An 18,491-nucleotide genomic window follows, 5' to 3' on the forward strand; every position below is an offset into this window, starting at 1 on the left:
ATTCGATCTGCTGCCCGTCGCCACTGCACCGAGGACAGGGCTGCCAGATGTCGCCGTACCACTAGCCGCGCTTTCGTAGGGAGGATGCGAATCTCCGTCTGCGGGGCTCTCGTGTCCTCCGTCAGTGGCGTACGGTTGCTGCCCGCATTCTCTCTCGTCTGTCTTTCCGCTCGGATAATTGTCTATCCTGTTTCCGGAGTTGATTTTTTGAGTGAATTCGGGGTTTAATCCATCGTGAGCAAGCCTATTCAATGGGGAGAGTGCCTCTGACAAGACGAGGTCGGTGAAGTCCTCGTCAAAGAGCTCCCTTTGACAGAATGTCTTCTTGGTGCTGTCTCCACACTGCACAGCTGTTCCGCTGGATTGGTCCGTCACGCTGACTCACCTACCCATCTCCCGAGCGTATGCTGTTGTTCGGGCTCTGAGATCGCGAACTGCAGTTTCTCGTCGGTGTCGATCTTGTGGACGTCGGCGAGATGCCACCCGAAGGCGTTCCCTGAGGGAAAGCGCTCGTTACAGCGCACACATCGCACTGGGTCGGATATCTCACCCACGACGGGTTCAGGGTCGCCGATCTCCTCACGCAGGACGTAGTTCCACCCAGCTCACTGTGTGCCGCCAGTGAGGGCGTTCCAGAGTCGGTCCCGCTGGACTTGCTCGATGATGTACGGGCCGCGCTTCCACTGGCCGGGTCGCTCCGAGTAGGTGATCGATTCCAGACGGCCGTGACGCCCCCGGAAGACGTACTCGTAATCCTCGAGTCACGCATCGTACAGTCGGAGGCCGACCTCCTCAGAAACGACTGCAAGAATCGCGTGAATTCGTTCGTCTGAGCGTTGCTCAGACATTGCCCGTTACCTCTCTTACATCGACTTCGCTAGTCGGTGTGTCAGCGCCGCTGGCAGAGGGTGACGTCAGAAGAGACGTCCTACAGGAAGGGGAGACGGGGTTGATGGGCCGGGTGTGCCTCTGAGTTCCCCGCGCTTGGATTGATACTCTGCTATATTGTAAGCTTTTTGCACTACTCTTCCCGGAGGTGTCGGTTCCGACTTTGACTTTGACTCTGGTGTTGGGTCACTGGCCCTGCCTGTTGCTCAGTCATCGCGCTCACCTCCAAGATCGAGCAGGCCATTATCGGGCGTGCGTGTATCACTGCCCTTGAGAACCCACTCGTTGGATTCTCCCCTAGGCGAGCACAATCGCGACAAGCCTCCGTTCATTATTGGCCTCCCGGTGGCCAGTGGTCGATGGTGTGGGTTGACCTGCAGATTTATCCGAATCGAAGTAGCAGGATTGACTACCGATGACGCGGGGCAGTGATTCCGATACCACTCCAGACGATGACAGCACCGACAGCCGGCTCTACGACATCGGGGAATTCGTCCTCGATGGGGCCGAACTGCTGTTCGGCTGGTTGTGACTGAGGCTGTTCCTGTGTGCCTTTCTGTTGGCGCCCGTGGTGTGGGCTTTGTCTGGGACGTGTAGAGCGGGCTTACAGCGTGCGTCTTCGCTCGCCGGCCAATGTTTGTCCTTTGACATCCTCCTCGCGTTCACGCGGAGGAATCCCGAGCGGTGGGAGTTTCAGGTTTGGAGTCCAATCACCGGACTACCAGCCCTTTCGGGCGCGGGTAGTCCCACAGTATCGGACTGGTGGACTGCTGGCAGTGCCAAGCCGCCGGTACCCCTATCCTCGACCGTGTAGGGCGTCCCGGTGTTGTTTTGGCCACGGGGACGCCGGCAGGCGTCAGCAGAGTCAGGGGTATCGTCTGGTTCGCTTTGGGCAGCCGGCACGTTTCCACACCCTTCGAGGATGTGGCGGTCACCGATTGCCTTTTCGGATACTGCCTCGTTACGCGGGCGGACAGGCCGCCTCCATAGGACGGTTCGGAATCCGCTCCGTTCCGACCGATTCCTATCCATTAATAGGGTTGCCTGTCACGTAAACGCCAGTATTCTGAAACTCAAAGTGCTGTCGAACGTTGATGCTCTCCCAAGTGACGGCGCGTATCCACGGCGTGAACGCCGTGGTATTGCGCCTGTTCAGCCTATAATGACTGCAAGGCGGAAATCCGCGAGTTCACTCCCGGAGACCAGCCACGGACTGACCGACTTTACGGACGTAGTCGCTCCGCTCCAGATCGAGTTCTTCGGCGAGATAATCGACGATCTCCTCCAGGTTCATATGTCGTCGACTCGCCCATAGAGTATACTCGTAGTGCAGAGTTAACGGTCAGTCGATTCAGCTCGCTGGTACGTATTGAGTCGACCGCTACGGTCGACGGTGATCTGTCCCTCCTGTTCGAGCTTCCGGAGTTTGTTGTAGATCTGGTGATCGGGGAAATCCAGCTCTTCTCGGAGATCGTCGATTGTTTTCGGGGCCTCCAGCGAGACGAGCAACGCGTTCTCGAGACAGTACGAGACGAGCCGGTCCGTGATTGGCGCAACAATATTGTGCCGCTCGTCGAGGACATCGAGCGTATCGAGCACAGCGAACGAGAAGAATTGGCCAGTACGATCTTCCTGGGTCTTGATCTCTTGGAAGATGCTCTCCCAGTCGAGGTCGGCTTGTCTGGCGATCAGTGCGGCATCTTCGAGATCGCCTTCGCGTTCCGTAATCGATTTGAACACGAAGCTGTCGGTCAGCGAGAGCAGATGTACGTGAAGATTGCCGTACTCGAATGATTGGTCGCACCGCTCGATCATCGCCGGCGTCAACTGGAGCTGGCCGGCGACCGCCTCCACGAAAATATCCCAGCGCGGAAACCCCTCCTTCTCCAGCACAATGCTGGGATCGAGCTGGTTGTATGCCGCTTCCAAGTCACTACGCTCCTCGTAGCCCAGGTCCTGGAGCGATTCGGCGAGTGCAAAGAACGTCTGTCCGTCCTCAACGACGATGTCGACGTCTTTCGTCGAATCTTTCAACCCACGCAGAATGAGGTTGCCGCCTCCGAGAAGATACACGTCGACAGGCGTCTCCAGGTGGTCGCCAAGCTCTTCGAGCCCCCGTTGAAGGCTATCTTCCGGATGTTGGCCGCGCGGATAGACCCCATAGTCGTTCGCGAGATCGATGAATTCCTCCCACGGGAGAAAGAGCTCATCGTGGTGGACCTCCCGCTGGTCGATGTATGCAAAGAGATCTGCCCATTTCTCGACGCACTCCCACCTGTTTGCGAGCCGCCACAGGTCGCTGGCGCCGAGGGTCGCGCGGTGCGTCAGATAGAACACGCCAGCCATCGCCATCTGTTTCTTGGTCTCAGCGACGGTCACCGTATGGATCAGAACCTCTTCGAGTCCCAGCGATCGATCACCTTGATAGACGTAGGTCTTCGCTGGGTGATAGTCAACACCGTAGCGAGTGAACGCCGAGAACGCAGTCGGTGTCCCATCGACGTTGTCCTTGCTCGTCGCGACCAGTCGGTCGCCGTTCGCGCGGTATTCGGTTTCGAACGGTGTCGTTCGGGTTCTAGCTTCGAGGAACGACCGAAGCGTGTCATCGGTGATAGCATACCCGTCGTCCGTGTGTGCGATCGCACCGGTCTCCTGGATCTCGTTCAAATGCTTGTAGAGCGTGGACTTGGCGAACCCCTGTGTTTGTAACTCCGAAATCGTCCTCGGACCGCCGAGCAGCGCACCCAAAATGTCCTCTTTCGTCCCTATCAGCACGTTCTCGAGTGCGTAGCGGTCGAGGAGCTGGGCAAGCAGTGATGCTTCGTATGTGGTGGCCAATTGGACGCCGTCAGTTCGGTCTACAAGATGAGCGTTTTCGAGGTCGCCAACGACCTCCGACGTCCAGCTCTGACTTTTATTGATTGCATCGGCTAATTCGCCAACCGAGTAGGACTGATCCCGCAAACAGTCGATAACCCGTAGCTCCGCTCCTCTCATAGATTCCAACTCTACCGATTTATTTATCAGTATATCGGTGAATGTGGAATACAGACTCTGGACGCTCAGTATGGGTCGTCAAATGGTGGGGCGGTTGGACAACCGTATTTCGGAGAGACAATTCGATCTGCGAGTCGAACTACTCGAGGGGTGACGTGAACAGACGCCGATACTCATCAAGCCACTCGATCTCGTGGTACGTTATGTTATTCTGAATGTCGTATTCAAGCGGGAGTGAATCCGAACGGTGGGTAGTGAACGTGAGGTTGCTTTCGACACAGGGGCCGTGCTCTGAGACGCACTCGAAGCCATCGTCAACGGGGTATACAACAGTGAACCAGCGAATCTGGAAACCAAAGTGGTCACACACATCTCTGACGACTGCAGCATCGCAATAGGGCGTGTGTACCCACAGTTCCCCGCCAGCGTACGCCTGATCTTTGACGCACCAGACTGCATCGAGAGAGCGGAGAAACTCCGCAGCGCGATTGTAGTGCGCTTCAGTCAGGCGGCCCCACCAGTGGTACACCTCGACATCGTCAACGAGGAACTGGAGGCAATCTCCACACACATCATACGCCCGCTCACCAAGGGAGATTTCGTGGAGTTTGTCGGACTGGGTGGTGTCACACGCATCACACGGCGGGGAAGCATCACTACACTGGCATCCGGAGGATGATCGCTGTTCGGTGTGGATGGAATACCCGCTGTTTGCACTCCCTGGCTTCTGAGATTCGTTTAAGACGGTATTCTCGGTCATTGGTATCTAACCGAGAACCGTCATTTTGAGGCCTCCAGATCGTCTATGGAGGATGTGTAGCCGAGGAAAGAACGCCGGTCGATCGGACTTCCTTGGCCCCCGTGGCCGGATACCGGTTGCCTCTGTGCGAGGTTCGGCACCTACTGTTCAGGCGCGGGAGGAGGTCAAGCGAGTGAACCCTTGTCAATCTCGCCTGCCCACTCTTATCGGAGCATATTGACCTCCGCGCTTGACGTCTCAGAAGTTGTCAGTTCGGAGGCTGCTGGAATCGTCCAATCGCCGAACTACCGCTTCCCATCTCCTACAACCTCTGGGAAGATCCAGATCCAGAACTCGTTGGGTACTACTCGCGCTGTTCGACCTCGAAGATCTCGTCTGCGGTGAGGCCGTGAGCTTCTTTGTGAACTCTCTCACCCGCTTCTTTGCTTGGCCCTTCGAACAGACAGAAAACAGCACCCTCGTCCTCGTCAACCCAGTAGTTCAGGTATTTCACACCGTGTTTCTCTTGAGTCTCGACGTCTTTCTTGTGTGCTTCTACGACATCTTCGACGCTTGCATCCACATCTCGGTGGACGTCCATATACAGTGGCATCCTCAAAAATCAAGACGGCTGTTTTCTTTGTTATAAACAGACGTACTCAGTAAGCCGCAATTATGCAGGCAGGGAGAGATCTACGTTCCCTAGTCTGCGGGCGTTAATCGCGACGATGATCGTCGACAGCGACATAAACACGGCGCCGATCGCCGGCGACAGGAGGATACCGATGGGTGCGAGAATCCCCGCGGCAAGCGGGAGCGCGAACACGTTGTAGCCGGTCGCCCAGACAAGATTTTCTTGCATCTTCCGGTAGCTCGCCTTCGACAGTCGGATGAGCCGCACCACGTCCACCGGGTTGTTGTCGACGAGGATGATATCGCCCGACTCGATGGCGACGTCGGTCCCCGAGCCAATGGCGATACCGACGTCAGCTCTCGTGAGCGCTGGCGCGTCGTTGACGCCGTCGCCGACCATCGCGACGAATTTCCCTTCGGACTGGAGTTGTTCGACCTTTGTGTCCTTCTCCTCGGGCAGCACCTCCGCGAAGTACTGGTCAATACCAAGTTCCTCGGACACAGCCCTCGCGACGTCCTCACTGTCGCCGGTGAGCATTGCCACCTCGATGCCCATCCCGTGCAGCGCCTCGATAGCCTGTCGGCTTTCTTCCCGAATAACGTCCGCCAGCCCGAACGCTGCGGCGATCTCGGATTCATCGTGGACTAGGTAGATAACCGTCTGTGCGTTCGAGCCGGTTTCCTCAGCGAAGGCAGCGATATCGTCGGGTCGTTCGATGCCGAGTTTCTCGATCAGGTTGGGGCCTCCCAGATGAACCGTCTCGCCGTCGACGGTGGCTCTGACACCGAGACCGCGTAGGTTCTCAAAGTTCGAGATGCTCGCTCGCTGTACCGCCCGTTCCTCGGCGGCCTCCCGGATGGCGCGAGCAATCATATGTTCGGAGTCGGCCTCGACACCAGCGGCGATTTCGAACACGCGCTCTTCACTCCAGTCGCCTGCCGTCTCGACGCCGACGACGCCCTGTTCGCCCTTCGTGAGCGTGCCCGTCTTGTCGAACATCACCGTATCGAGGTTCCGGGATTCCTCCATAGCTATGCGGTCGCGGATGAGCATCCCGTTCTGGGCAGCGGTCGAAGTGTTGATTGCGACAACGAGCGGGACGGCCAAGCCAAGTGCGTGGGGACACGCGATGACGAGAACCGTGACCACGCGTTCGAGAACACTAATGTTGACCCCGACTGCGACGATCCACGCGACGGCCGTAATGCCCGCAACGGCGAGTGCGACGTAGAACAGCCACCCTGCTGCGCGGTCCGCTAGGAGCTGCGTGCGGGATTTGGACTGCTGGGCTTCATCAACGAGCCGCATGATGCCCGCCAACGTCGTCTGCTCGCCCGTCTTCGTGATTCTGATGCGGAGGCTCCCGTCCTGGTTGACTGTCCCGGCGACCACTTCTGAGCCGGGTTCCTTGCTCACAGATCTGGACTCGCCGGTGATCATCGATTCGTCGACGGACGACTCGCCCTCGGCAACCTCGCCATCGGCGGGAACCGAAGCACCGGGACGAACGAGTACGACGTCGTCCTCGGAGAGTTCGGAGACTGGCACTACCTGGGTATCCCCACTCTCGGTGACACGCTCGGCGGTGTCGGGCATAAGCTTCGCCAGTTCGTCGAGCGCACCGGAGGCCTGTCGGACCGACCGCATCTCCATCCAGTGGCCCAGGAGCATAATGTCGATCAGCGTGACCAGTTCCCAGAAGAACGGCGTCGTCCCTTCCAGAAACAGGCTCGCGATCGAGTAGACGAACGCGACGGTGATCGCCAGCGAGATCAGCATCATCATCCCTGGCTCACGGTTCTCGAGTTCCGTCCGGGCCATCGATAGGAACGGCACGCCACCGTACGCGAAGATCACGACTGAGAGGACGGGTGTAATCCAGACGCTTCCAGGGAACGACGGCGCCGTGTAGCCGAAGACGTCCTGAATGAACTCGCTGAAGAAGATGACCGGCACCGAGAGCACGAGCGACACCCAGAACCGCCGCCGGAACATCTGCTCGTGGCCCCTGTGATCCGTGTGAGCGGCGTGATCTTTGTGCCCTCCCGTGTGGACGTCCGCGCCTTGGTCGTGTGCGTCGTGATCGTGTTCGCTCTCTCCAGTATGGGCGTGGCTGTGGCCGGATTCGGCTTCGGGATCGTGGGGTGCGTGTTCGTCGGTGCTTCCGTGCTCCGTGGTAGTCTCGCCCGTCCGGTCGTGGTTCGTGTGCTCGGAGGAGTGGGGAGGCTCCGTGATGGATGAGGAATCTGTCTCTCGCCTCCCTCCATCTGCTTCTAACTGGCAAATACGGCAGCAGTAGACGGCTCTCTCGGGATCAGTTTCCGACGAAGTGTCCCGTGTACGCTCGTGGTCTGGGTGGTTGATCATATATTGGGTGTTGGTGCCATTCCCCATTATTTTGTCCGGGACCTGATACTGCGCGGGACGATCATAGCAGCGGACTCGGAAGAGAACGACGGGGTGGTTGTCCGCGAACGTTCTGGGTGTTCTCAGGCGTGGGCTGGGTATCCAGCGTCTTCGACGGCTTGCATGAGGGCCGTGACGTCGGCGTCACCATCGCCGCTCGCCTGTTCGGCCTCTCGGTCGGCACTAGCGTCGGTCTCGCCACTCACCCCTCGAAGTGTCTCTTCGATGGTCTGTTCGCAGTGGCCGCAAGTCATTCCCCCGACGCTGATGATCGTGGACATACACGAGTACGTCCGCTCTCCCTCATATGCGGACTTCCCCTTCGAAACAGCGGATCACCGCCCTCTATAGTTTGGAAACAAAGGGGCTCGTCGTGAGACGCAATTGTTCGTCGCCACCTAGAAGTCGCCTCGAACCGTCGGCCGTCGCGCCCATCCGCGGGTTCCGTCAGCGACGTCCTCGCGGTCGCTGTGTCAGTTAGCATCGTCAGGCATCCTGTATTGGCCGAAATCATCGACGGTGCCGAGTGGGGGGGCACCACACATAATCCACGTCTGCTCCTCCGTGTCGGTGTCGTTCCGAACACTGCGGATGGCATCGGGCCCGATACGAACGACACCGCCTGACGAAACCTCGTGACGGTTGCCATCGATTTCCACAACCCCACCGTCGAGAGCAAGATACACTTCCTCTTGCTGTTCGTGGGTGTGTGGCGCCGTGGTCTCACCGGGCGCAAGGGTCACTGTATTAAGACGCATCTCGCTACAGCCAAGCGGTTCGGTGAGTTTTCGGTGACGGTTCCCCGACTCAGGAAACTGCTCCTGTTCAATCTCTTCCAATTCAACCACGGTGTAATCTGCCGTCATATCCAACAGTCCGACCGTCTGGAAAATAAATCAACGTGGGAACCTTTGGTGGAATCGATATGCACTCACTCTGTGTTAATCGACCTGTGTAGGTGTGGGAAGCCTTCTATGACCTCTTAAAAGGTAATAAATTCCCGCCGTCCTTGATCTCGTTCGCTCGCGTCTGCGTCATACTCAGCGTCCACGTACTGTTTGTACGTAGTGATTACTTCTTGATCACCAACGAGATGAGCCCCATCTTGGAGCGCAGCGTGCGCAACGTGAGTTGGTAGGAACTCGATGTCACTCACATCGGCGTATGCCTGTAGATCCGCGTCGATACGGTTGCATCGGCGGAACCGTTCAGCTTCGGACAGCTCATCTGGGAATCGAAGTGTGATCTCGATATCCGGTGACTCATACGCTGTTCCTCCCGCATATGACCCAAACAGCACTGCGAAGATTACCTCGGTTTGGGCAAGGTACACCTTGATCCCTTCGAGGTCGACTGTTTCGACAGTGGAGTCATCCGGTCTGGGTATAGTGGTACTTCACGTTCCTACGTAATATATTTCCGTAGTAGGTTCCCTGGCAATCGTTACGCTCCTCTCGCCGCTGCCGCCTTCCGGTGAGCAAAGCTCACCGACGTCTCCTTCGCTTCGCTCACGAGACCTCCGCGTCGCTCGCTTTTTGAACAGATACGCGGTCGCCCGCCGATTACGGGGGTAGACGTTCTCCCTGCCAGACAGTCGTGTACTGTTACTCGCGGCTCCCGATTGCATAGATTCGTCCATCGTCAATTCCAACGTAGCACATGCCGTGTGCCAGGGCGACTTCTGTGTCCATGACGTAGCCCGCCATCCCGATGTCTGGAACGGTGATATCGACCGTCCATGCAGGGCTGTCACTCGTCTCGTAGGCAACGACGGAGTCACTCCGTGGAACGACCACACCACCATCGCCGGCAGCAGGCGGTTGGTTGTCCCCGTTTTCGGCAGATCGCCACCGAATCGATCCATCAGAAATGTCGATCGCTACGAGGCCACCGTGATGGGTGTTCACGTACGCCGTCCCGGCGGTGACTGCTGGTGACGGGATCGCGTTGCCGTAGTCTTCGTCAACCACGGTCGTCCGCCACAGCACGGTTCCATCGGCGGTATCAGCTGCGACGAGTTCCTCGGCGATTCCCGGGACGTACAGACGGCCGTCGGCAACCGTCGGTGTGCCCTGAATGTCCGGACAACACTCCTCAGGGGTGGCGATCTGCCTGCTCCACCGTTGGTCCCCAGTCGTCGCAGCGAGTGCGGTGATTCGGCCGTCAGTTAATCCGACGTAGACGCCGTCGCGGTCCGCACAGGTCGGCGTGTAGCACTCCCCTTCGATGGCTGTACGCCACTGTTGGGTGCCATCCAGCGTGTAGGCGTACACTGCGTTATCTTCGTTTCGCGTCGCCAAGTAGCACGTGCCGTCCACAGCTGCTGGCGAACCAGTTACGTCCGGAATCGTCTCCGCCCACTGGGTTGATCCATCACCGCGTGCGAGGGAAGTCAACGTCGCCTCCTCGTAGTCCGGGCCACGAGTCACAGCAAGCAACGTCTCATCGACGAGCGCAAGGCCGACGGCACGGCCTGTTCCGAGATCCATCTGGATCTGCTGCTCGCCGGATTGGGTGTCGAACCCTGCAAGGTAGGCTTCCGAGTGCTCGGCGTCATCCGGTGATTCACTATAGGCGATGTAGACCCGATCCGGGCCGGCGAGCGGTGCCGTTGCGCTATGGGGGTCCTTCCCCGGACGCCGAAGCCACGCGACGTCGACGTCGCCGGATGGGATTGTGGAGGCCGCGTTGCTGGTTCGCCCGCCATCGTGGCCCTCCAGCAGCCAGTGACCGGCGGTCGTGTAGCTCGCGGTGTACGCGTCGTTCGTGAACTGCTTCGGGACCGACTCTCCATCAGAGAGTCCGGGAAGGTTTGGGGTGGTACAGCCTGCGAGTGCCAGGACACCTCCACCGGCTACCGTCTGTCGGAGGAGCTGTCGACGCGTCTGGGGAGCCATATCCCCAGTGGATAGCGCCGGGGCAAACGTCTTCTGGAGGGACAAACAGCTGTTAGCGTCAACTGGGACTCCCTGAAAGCCCCCGGCCGCTCGACGACCGCGACTCGCTGCGCGCCTCATCCCTGCGGTGCTTGGCTGGCGAGAGCCTTGATATTGCAACGAAGATGCGAGCTGTCGCCTATGGCGGCGTTGTAACCGATGGTGATCGACTGGCAGGCCAATCCAGCGACACAGACACAACACAGTGCGATAATGAGGGTCTAGCCGCCGACTTTCCCTGCTCGGAGTGTGTATGCGCTGATCGCCGAAGCTTCCCCAAGTAGCTCGGTACACATCTACACACCACCACGTCTGCGGTTGTTTATTGTCCCCTGAGAGGTGTGCGGGGTGCGTGTAGAGTGCCTCGCTGTCCAAGATAGTAACAAAGAATGTCTACGAAACCGGCTTCGACGAAGACGTATCGAACGACAATACGCCGTGTCCCAAATGCAGCGGCCAAGTGAGAACGAACAGCGTTGAAACAAGCTGTGAGGACTGCGGACTCGTTATTCACGAACAACGAATCGACCACGGTCCTGAATGGAGAACTCACGATCAGGACCAGCGAAAGCGGACGGGCGCTCCACTGACTGCGGCACGTCACGACCGAGGGTTGTCGACCGAGATCGGCCGCTGGAAAGATGCAAACGGGAACGAACTCTCCGGACGAAAGCGTCAGCGGCTATACCGAATGCGGCGTGAACAGACCCGTGGTCGGTTCCAGTCGAAAGCCGACCGAAATCTCGCACACGGGCTGGGCAAAGTCCGCCGGTTAGCGAGCGTCCTCGAGATCTCCGATTCGGTCCGTGACCAAGCGTGCCAGCCCTTCCGGAGTGCCCAGAACGAGGACCTGCTTCGTGGCAGATCTATCGAAGCCATCGCCGCGGCCAGCGTATACGGCGCCTGCCGGTGCAACGGCCGCTCGCAGTTGGTGGACGACGTCAGCGAGATGGCCCGCGTCGCTGAGTCACGGGTTACGAACGCGTACAAAACGCTGAACGAAGAGCTGGGACTCTTGGCCACACCTGTGACCCCGACGATATACATTCTGCGGCTCGCATCCGACCTCGACTGTCCGGAGCGGATCCGACGCCGGGCGCGAGCACTTGCCGAAGCGCTGAGGACGCGGGGGTGACGACAGCGTCCATCCCGCTGGCTTCGCTGCAGCCTGCCTCTACAAGTTCGGACAGGAGTCGGGTCGCTGGCTGACCCAGACTGATATCGCCAAGGTGGCCAACACGTCGACGGCGATCGTCAGGATCCACCGCAACACGCTCGAAGTACAAATCGCCTGAATCAGGATTCGACCGATCAGGGATGTCCGGATCAGCCGTGAAATCGGTACAGCGACGTGACGTATGGCAGTCGGTTGAGCATCCAGATTGTGACTGGGAGTCCCACGACCGTGAGTGCGAGGAACGACGCCACGTTCGCCCACAGCAGGCTGAGCCACCAGCCGATGAAGACGAAGTAAATCGCCCGGACGGCGAGCGACCGTTGCCCTCGCGTCGAGTCGGGTTCCGACAGGGACCGCGGCTCCGCGAGAGTGAGCACCGTTGGCACGAGGTTGATCAGTTTGATCCCGATCGGGAGCAGGACGACCGTGACGTTCAGCAGCCACGCAGTGTTGACGACGATCGGTGTCACCCACCAGCCGACGAACACGAACCATAGCGCACGAACCAGAACGGATCGTTGTGTCATCACGATCGATAGATGCTCGGGACGGTAATCTGTATCGCCGAGTCCGGGGATGTTACGCCAACCATTATGCGGGCGTTTACGATATTTGCCATCCAGCGGCCCCTGACAACGCTCCCGTACGGATGCACCAAAACATAATTTTTTGTAGGGAACTATTTGTTTCTGAATGGCGTAGCATCCAGTATGACCGAGACGTGGGACGACGTCAACGAGCAGGTCAAAGCGGACTGGAGAGACGACACCACGCCGTTTGAGCGAGTGTACGAAATCGTCGAACAGACCCACGACGGGCAGTCAGCCGCCGAGATCGCCGACCGCGCCCTCGTGAGCGAGCCGACGGCGCGTCGCCACTGCAAGACGCTCGTGAACACCGGGTTTGCAGAAACAGAACCAGACGGGCAAACAACGCTGTACAAGCGAAACAGCGACCGGATCTTGATGTCTCGAATTCGTGAGCTATGTGAGGAGGTTGATCGGCCGGAGTTGCTCGACAGCATCAAGGATATGAAGGCCGAAATCCGGCGCTACGAGGACCGTTACGACGTGGTGTCACCGGAGGAACTCGCCCAGCAACTTGACGCCGACGAGACGGACGGCTGGGACGATCTCACCGCCTGGCGGACGACGCGGCAGAATCTCGCCGTTGCCCAAGCCGCACTCGCCTACGACGAGGCCAGCCACCAGTTCGCTGTATGAGCGATGACGACCGTGCCGGCGAGTTCGGACCAATCTATCTGCCGGCACTCCTGCGGATTCGTGAGCTCTGGCTCGAACTCGAACCGCTTGTCGACGAAACAGCGTACGACGACGTCGTCGCGTCCACGGAAATACAGATCAGTCTCAGCGAGGGGCTCGGCTTGATATCCAGTGGAGCGAACTGGGGTGTATTCGTTCCATTACGTCGATAGCGACGACGTTAACTGGCGCTTCGGTCGCCACCCGAATACACACTCTCCTGAGGTTCATTTCCATCCTCTGACCGAGGTGTCACTCGTGACGCGTGCCGTCCATACGACGTGGCGAGCGGCATACGAGACCGGGGATCTAGACCGACTGAATAGTGATCAAATCCACCGTGAGGATGCCTACGGACCGCGACCATCCCGAGCGGTTGGATGAGTTGTCCCCCGAGGGGGCGCGGCAGTGTCTCATTCGGTTCCTCGGGCGGCAGGACCTCGCCGAGCACGAGGAGATCTACGACGAACTCGCGACCGAGTATACCCCCAAGCTGCGGATTTCCGTCGTACTGCAATAGTTTCGTGGCTTCTCTCAGAGTGAGACCGTTCCGATCCGAAGCGCAAGCGAGATCGACGTATCGGTTTTTCCCGTTCGCGCTGGAACATCGTCCACGCATATGGACGTAACCGAGGACACGGTTCGAGATGTCTGCACGGACGCGGTCTTCGAACGCGGCGAACGATACCGTGACGAGGGTCGTATCCACGAAATACACCGCGTCGACAGCACCGTCACCGCCGTCGTGAGCGGCAGCCGTCAATACGATGTTCGTGTTGACCTCACTACCGACGGGTTTGCCCCGTGGTGTGATTGTCCGTACGACGGGCCGGGAGCGTGCAAGCACGTCGTCGCCGTGTTGCTTCGGTGTGTTGACGACCGTCCCCCAGACGAAGGCGATCAACTCGACGCTGCACTCAACAGTGCCGGCGCCGGCGAACTCCGCGCATTCCTGCGTGAAGAACTCGCGATCGATACGAATCTCCGCGCCCGGTTTCTCGCCCGAGTCGGCGAGCCGACGAGACAGTCGGCTGATGAGCTTCGTACCTTGATCAACCGGCGGTTCGAAGAGACGAACCCTGAGTACGACGTCGTCTTTGAACCGGTCGACTTCACGCAGTGGTTCGATCTCGCGGACGAGTACCGCGAGCAGGATCGGTACGCGTCAGCGGCGACCGTCTACCGGGTACTCATCGAGTCTCTCGATGACAATATGGAGCGCGTCGACGGCGCGTACGACCACTTCTCGAGTGCGTTCAGTCGGGCACTCAACGGGTACGTCGACTGTGTCGCGGCCGCGGAGCGTGACGCTGATGCCGTCACTGACGCCGTCGCATTCCTCAACGAGCGGGCAATGTCGGGAACGCCGTTCCTCGCGGAACACTTCGAGAAGGCCGCGGTTGAACTCCGGGAAACGGCGGGCGAGCAGTCCTGCGAGTAGCTGTGTCAACTACGTTCGGACCGCTCGATGATATCCACAAGTTCGAAGATCGCGAGAATTAGTTTGCTACACGGTCAGCCACGTCAATCCGCTGTTCGCGAGCGGCTTCGACATCCGAGTAGAGCGCCAACGCGTGCTTGATTAGCCGGCAGTCTTCCAGATTCTCCTCCCAGCACGTGATCACGTCACGGCGTTCGTGAAGTTCCTCACTTGTGAGGTCGCCATCGGCGAGCGACTGTTCGAGTTCTTCCCACGTCTCGACGCGGTCCTCGATGGCGCCGACGACGCGGTGTGGATGGTTCCAGCGATGGGGCTGACCGGATCTACTGGCGTGGCTGCGGCTGATCGCCAGGTGTCGTCGGTACCGACGACTCAGGAACTCGACTATCAAAACTGTGGGCGAGCGACCGACCATCGGTTCAAGACCTGCGAGTCGGTCCCGGATGAGTCGTGGACAGGGCAACCGATCTGGGAGTGCCGAGTGTGTGATTCGGCTCGCTACGGACCCAGTCTCGAGTAGCGCCAGTGGTGGGCGTCGATTAACCAACACCCTGCGAGAAGTGTCGAGCCCGTTGGTTAAGGCCGTGATTTCCTGCAATCCCGACGCCAGTCTCGATGGGGAGTCTTTCCGCGCCGGCGAGCGGTAAGGCGCTTCCGATGGAGCAAGAGTCCAAGCAGGGCTAACCGGATGCACCGTGTGCTCAGCAAAGTCAACCGGCTCGACGTCGATTGGTTGGACAACGCAGATCGAGAGCGAGTCGTTTCAGCGTGTCTTTGAGCGGACGCGGCGGCGAAAGCTCGCGAACGTCGATCGTCTCGTGCGATCGGTTGGTGCAGCAGTCACAGACCAGTACGAGGATGTGCCGTCCCTATCCGAAACACGGCCCTGTACGGAGAGGTGGTTGTGCCGAAAATGTCCGAACGGTCCAGACACGGCCACACCCGGATCCGGGAAGCGAACACGTTCGGCTATGTTCCTTTGTCAGTTCCCAACGAACGATAGTCAAGTGACGATGTCCAGTTCACCCCGCGATCACGAACGACGACGCCGAACCGATCACGGACCGCGTTCACGACAACTCGTGGTCCGCGAACCTCGAAACGCCCGCACACGCAGACGACCGCGAACTCGTCGTCGAACAGGCGGTCGCCGCCGTCGACCACACAGCCCCGGAAATCACGTCGACCTCGTCACACACGGTGACCACGGACACCCGGAGACGTATCTCTACAACGCGCTGGCCGACGCGTTCGACCACGAACTTGACTGGGAGCACGTCGCGCAGTGCGGCTGTGGCGGACACGTCGTCCGCGTCGACGTTGAGTAACGTCTACCCACACCACGGATGAATCAACACGTGGTGCATACGATTGCGATATCCGAGAGCACCCACAACGAGTGGTACCGCTCCGTTCACTCGTCTCCATTTGGAGTCCCGACGACTTACCACCCTCGAGAACGAAGCCGTATACAGAAATACAGTATGGACTCACGAGAATCTGGTCCTCCTCACGGCGAAGAACCCCTTGGCACGCCGCCAGTCCCCTGTGCTGCTTGCGAGGCGGCACTGCAGTCGCCGGAACAGCAGTACCTCTCGTTTTTGCTGCTCGATCAATTTACGATTCCCGTCGCCGGGTGTGAGGAGCATCTGGAACAGTTCGCAACCACGTGTGGGTATACGACGGACGACAAGGCAGAGCTCATTGCCCATCGGCCTGCAGGGGGAATCGGCTGCCCGAGTTGCCATCTCGCGCCCTATACCCTACACCAACCCGTTATTCCGGTCGGTACTGGTGCGGTGAGTATCCTCGCTTGTCCAGAACACCAATCCGAGATTATCAATCGCTTCCAAGCCGGACTCGATACACAACAGCAACTTACGACCTCCCTCCAGAGCTCGCAGGGAGCGAATTTCTGAGACGACTACAAACAGATGCCACTCTCGTAGGTTGGAGCCAGAGAAAGGCGCAAGACAGCACGAGGTTGTGTGACAACTACTGTCCTGCACCGGCAGCATTTTGTGTACGGACGCCAGTCGGAGATAGATTTTTGGCTTGGGTAAAATCCGCGGGTCGCTGTTTAAGAAAGTCTTTTATGTCATTTGTGGCGTGGCCATCCGTGTTCGGTTAACACTCCCAGTAATATCCTATGGGGTTCGAGATTGCCTGAACCGGGCGTAGACGGCGGAATCGACCGATGCTCAGACCCTCCAGAACCGTCGGCTCGGGCTTAACCGAACACCGATGGTGGCGTGGCATATCGGGTGCCCGCGACGTAGAAGCCACCGACAATTACGCTAATCAACAGTCCAGTCGCGAGACTCACGGTTACCCACTCGTAGGGCGAGACAGCGATTGCTCTCGGCTTGAGGAGTTGGAAGTACGTGTACTCTAGGTGGTCTGCATATACGTAGGGGACGAGAAACCCACCGAAACAACTGATCCCGAAGCCAGTTGCCAGCAGCAGACGCCTAGCCGAGGAGAGTCCACGCTGGCCAGTGTCGTAGTAAACACCCCCAAAGACGAGTAGAGCGACGAACAGACCAGCGACGCTCAAGATAGCGAGGTACAAGCCGTGCATACTAGCGAAATCTGCAAACAACAACATAAGACTGCTGTCCGTGATGCCATTTGCTCTCTGAGGTTGGTGGTGCGGTACTTCTAGGAGCAGAGCCCGTTCCCGTTCGCAATACTCTAATGAAAGCAAAGTATACAAATCTAATATGACATACGAGGATCTCGATGCGCATCTTCTCAACCACTTGCTCGGAGATGGCCGTGCCAGTCTCCGAAGCCTCGCTGCAGAGCTTGATGTTTCGGTGACAACAGCCTCGAATCATCTCCAGAGTCTCGAAGATGACGGAGTGATCGCGGGGTATTCCCCACGGATCAATTACGAGGCATTAGGATACGATGTCACCGCTATTCTCCAGCTAAAAGTTGAGGGACGAGCCATCCCTGAAGTCACCACACAGCTTCGCGAACAGCAGCAGATGACAGCTGTATACGAGGTGACGGGAGACTATGATATCATTGCGGTTGGGAAATTCCGCGATACGGACGAAATGAATGAGCAAATTAAGCGCGTGCTCACAGACACGGAGGTACGAGACTCCAACACCAGCGTGGTGCTTAATTCAGTTCTTGAGGGAAACCAGTTTGAGCTCAACACCGACAAGTAAGTCGTGGAAGCACCTGACTTCGAGGCTCTGATTCCCCCGGAGGAGTTGGTGCGCAGCGACGAACGCGGGACGACTTCGTCGACGTCGTCCTAAGCTGAAGCCGGATTATAGAGATTCGAGGCGAATACCCCCGCCTTCCCGTGAGGGACGAGCGTTCCGACACCTGTTGTCGGAACCGAGGACTGAACAGGCGGGGGATGAAGCCGACACGGTGAGCAACAGACCACCGAGTGACTGCCCGGCAGGATATTCCACGGTTAACCGACACTATTAACACTATTCTACTCATAACTGGTTATGAAGCAGGACGATGCTGGAGACGACCCGCACCTACGTCGCCAAAATCACGAACCACCAGCAGGTTCGTGACGACCTCGATGCGTGCGGGTTTGCAGCATCAAAACTGTGGAACATCGGACGCTACTACATCCAAGGTCGGTGGGACGACGACAGTGAGATTCCTGACGAGAAGGAATTGAAATCAGAATTGAAAGACCACGAACGCTACAGTGACCTACATTCGCAGTCAAGTCAGCGAGTTCTCGAAGAACTTGCTGAGGCGTTCACGGGTTGGTACAACTCCGACGACGGCAACAACCCGCCGGGCTACCGGAAACGTGGCGACCGACACCCACGCTCGACTGTGACGTGGAAACAGAAAGGCATCAAACACGACGACAAACACGGGCAGGTTCGCCTCTCGAAAGGCTGGAACCTGAAAGACGGGCGCTCAGACTTCATCCTCGCGGAATACGAGACGCGACCGGACGTGACTGTTGAGAACATCCAGCAGGTCCGGGCAGTCTGGAATGGCGGCCGATGGGAATTG

General features: G+C 58.5%; 15 protein-coding genes and 6 pseudogenes. 9 read left to right on the forward strand and 12 right to left on the reverse strand.

The annotated features are described in order from the left end of the window. Nucleotides 1-371: 371 nt before the first annotated feature. The 9 genes from RBH22_RS15325 to RBH22_RS15365 form a co-directional block, all read right to left on the reverse strand. Complete coding sequence (locus RBH22_RS15325) at nucleotides 372-524, reverse strand: hypothetical protein (protein ID WP_306678100.1); 153 nt, start codon at nucleotides 522-524, stop codon at nucleotides 372-374. Between the two features lie 1,699 nt (nucleotides 525-2,223). Next, the gene (locus RBH22_RS15330) at nucleotides 2,224-3,726 is read right to left on the reverse strand and encodes an ArsR family transcriptional regulator (RefSeq protein WP_306678101.1); all 1,503 of its coding nucleotides are present in this window, start codon (nucleotides 3,724-3,726) and stop codon (nucleotides 2,224-2,226) included. Between the two features lie 298 nt (nucleotides 3,727-4,024). After that, entirely contained in the window at nucleotides 4,025-4,645 is a 621-nt protein-coding gene (locus RBH22_RS15335; RefSeq protein ID WP_306678102.1) for a hypothetical protein, read from the reverse strand. A gap of 343 nt (nucleotides 4,646-4,988) precedes the next feature. After that, nucleotides 4,989-5,225 carry a DUF4242 domain-containing protein gene (locus RBH22_RS15340; RefSeq protein WP_256290871.1) on the reverse strand — a complete coding sequence of 79 codons (237 nt, stop codon included), beginning with the start codon at nucleotides 5,223-5,225 and terminating at the stop codon, nucleotides 4,989-4,991. A 72-nt stretch (nucleotides 5,226-5,297) separates the two neighbouring features. Then, entirely contained in the window at nucleotides 5,298-7,625 is a 2,328-nt protein-coding gene (locus tag RBH22_RS15345) for a copper-translocating P-type ATPase (RefSeq protein WP_306678103.1), read from the reverse strand. A gap of 122 nt (nucleotides 7,626-7,747) precedes the next feature. Then, on the reverse strand, nucleotides 7,748-7,945 hold the full coding sequence (locus RBH22_RS15350; RefSeq protein WP_306678104.1) for a heavy metal-associated domain-containing protein: 198 nt from the start codon (nucleotides 7,943-7,945) through the stop codon (nucleotides 7,748-7,750). Nucleotides 7,946-8,137: 192 nt separating this feature from the next. Then, complete coding sequence (locus RBH22_RS15355) at nucleotides 8,138-8,530, reverse strand: cupin domain-containing protein (RefSeq protein ID WP_306678105.1); 393 nt, start codon at nucleotides 8,528-8,530, stop codon at nucleotides 8,138-8,140. Nucleotides 8,531-8,646: 116 nt separating this feature from the next. After that, nucleotides 8,647-8,997, reverse strand: a complete 351-nt coding sequence (locus RBH22_RS15360; RefSeq protein ID WP_306678106.1) for a nucleotidyltransferase domain-containing protein — start codon at nucleotides 8,995-8,997, stop codon at nucleotides 8,647-8,649. A gap of 271 nt (nucleotides 8,998-9,268) precedes the next feature. Beyond that, entirely contained in the window at nucleotides 9,269-10,561 is a 1,293-nt protein-coding gene (locus tag RBH22_RS15365) for a PQQ-binding-like beta-propeller repeat protein (protein WP_306678107.1), read from the reverse strand. Nucleotides 10,562-10,976: 415 nt separating this feature from the next. Here RBH22_RS15365 and RBH22_RS15370 point away from each other — a divergent pair. Then, a pseudogene (locus RBH22_RS15370) lies at nucleotides 10,977-11,895 on the forward strand (transcription initiation factor IIB family protein). Between the two features lie 31 nt (nucleotides 11,896-11,926). On the opposite strand, the gene RBH22_RS15375 reads toward RBH22_RS15370, so the two are convergent. Further along, nucleotides 11,927-12,304, reverse strand: a complete 378-nt coding sequence (locus RBH22_RS15375) for a YccF domain-containing protein (protein WP_306678108.1) — start codon at nucleotides 12,302-12,304, stop codon at nucleotides 11,927-11,929. Nucleotides 12,305-12,487: 183 nt separating this feature from the next. On the opposite strand from RBH22_RS15375, the gene RBH22_RS15380 reads away from it, so the two are divergent. The 4 genes and pseudogenes from RBH22_RS15380 (at nucleotide 12,488) to RBH22_RS15395 (ending at nucleotide 14,480) form a co-directional block, all read left to right on the forward strand. Further along, complete coding sequence (locus tag RBH22_RS15380; RefSeq protein WP_306678109.1) at nucleotides 12,488-13,000, forward strand: winged helix-turn-helix domain-containing protein; 513 nt, start codon at nucleotides 12,488-12,490, stop codon at nucleotides 12,998-13,000. Next, nucleotides 12,997-13,383: pseudogene (locus RBH22_RS15385) on the forward strand (hypothetical protein). Before RBH22_RS15380 ends, RBH22_RS15385 begins: the two are co-directional and overlap by 4 nt. Before the next feature lie 2 nt (nucleotides 13,384-13,385). Next, entirely contained in the window at nucleotides 13,386-13,559 is a 174-nt protein-coding gene (locus RBH22_RS15390) for a hypothetical protein (RefSeq protein ID WP_306678110.1), read from the forward strand. A gap of 99 nt (nucleotides 13,560-13,658) precedes the next feature. After that, nucleotides 13,659-14,480: an SWIM zinc finger family protein gene (locus tag RBH22_RS15395; protein ID WP_306678111.1), complete on the forward strand. Its 822-nt coding sequence runs from the start codon at nucleotides 13,659-13,661 to the stop codon at nucleotides 14,478-14,480. Nucleotides 14,481-14,538: 58 nt separating this feature from the next. Here the strand turns inward: RBH22_RS15395 and RBH22_RS15400 are convergent. After that, a pseudogene (locus tag RBH22_RS15400) lies at nucleotides 14,539-14,742 on the reverse strand (hypothetical protein); the annotation flags it as partial. Here RBH22_RS15400 and RBH22_RS15405 point away from each other — a divergent pair. Together RBH22_RS15405 and RBH22_RS15410 are read left to right on the forward strand one after the other, a co-directional pair. Next, nucleotides 14,734-15,000 (forward strand): annotated as a pseudogene (locus RBH22_RS15405) (hypothetical protein); the annotation flags it as partial. The pseudogenes RBH22_RS15400 and RBH22_RS15405 sit on opposite strands and share 9 nt — an antisense overlap. A gap of 493 nt (nucleotides 15,001-15,493) precedes the next feature. Then, nucleotides 15,494-15,808: pseudogene (locus RBH22_RS15410) on the forward strand (CGCGG family rSAM-modified RiPP protein). 902 nt (nucleotides 15,809-16,710) lie between these two features. Here the strand turns inward: RBH22_RS15410 and RBH22_RS15415 are convergent. Then, nucleotides 16,711-17,061: a hypothetical protein gene (locus RBH22_RS15415; protein ID WP_306678112.1), complete on the reverse strand. Its 351-nt coding sequence runs from the start codon at nucleotides 17,059-17,061 to the stop codon at nucleotides 16,711-16,713. 142 nt (nucleotides 17,062-17,203) lie between these two features. On the opposite strand from RBH22_RS15415, the gene lrp reads away from it, so the two are divergent. After that, entirely contained in the window at nucleotides 17,204-17,662 is a 459-nt protein-coding gene (gene lrp, locus RBH22_RS15420) for an HTH-type transcriptional regulator Lrp (RefSeq protein WP_306678113.1), read from the forward strand. Nucleotides 17,663-17,972: 310 nt separating this feature from the next. Next, nucleotides 17,973-18,491: pseudogene (locus RBH22_RS15425) on the forward strand (RNA-guided endonuclease TnpB family protein); the annotation flags it as partial.

This window comes from Halobellus sp. H-GB7 (assembly GCF_030848585.1).
Lineage (GTDB): Archaea > Halobacteriota > Halobacteria > Halobacteriales > Haloferacaceae > Haloquadratum > Haloquadratum inordinatus.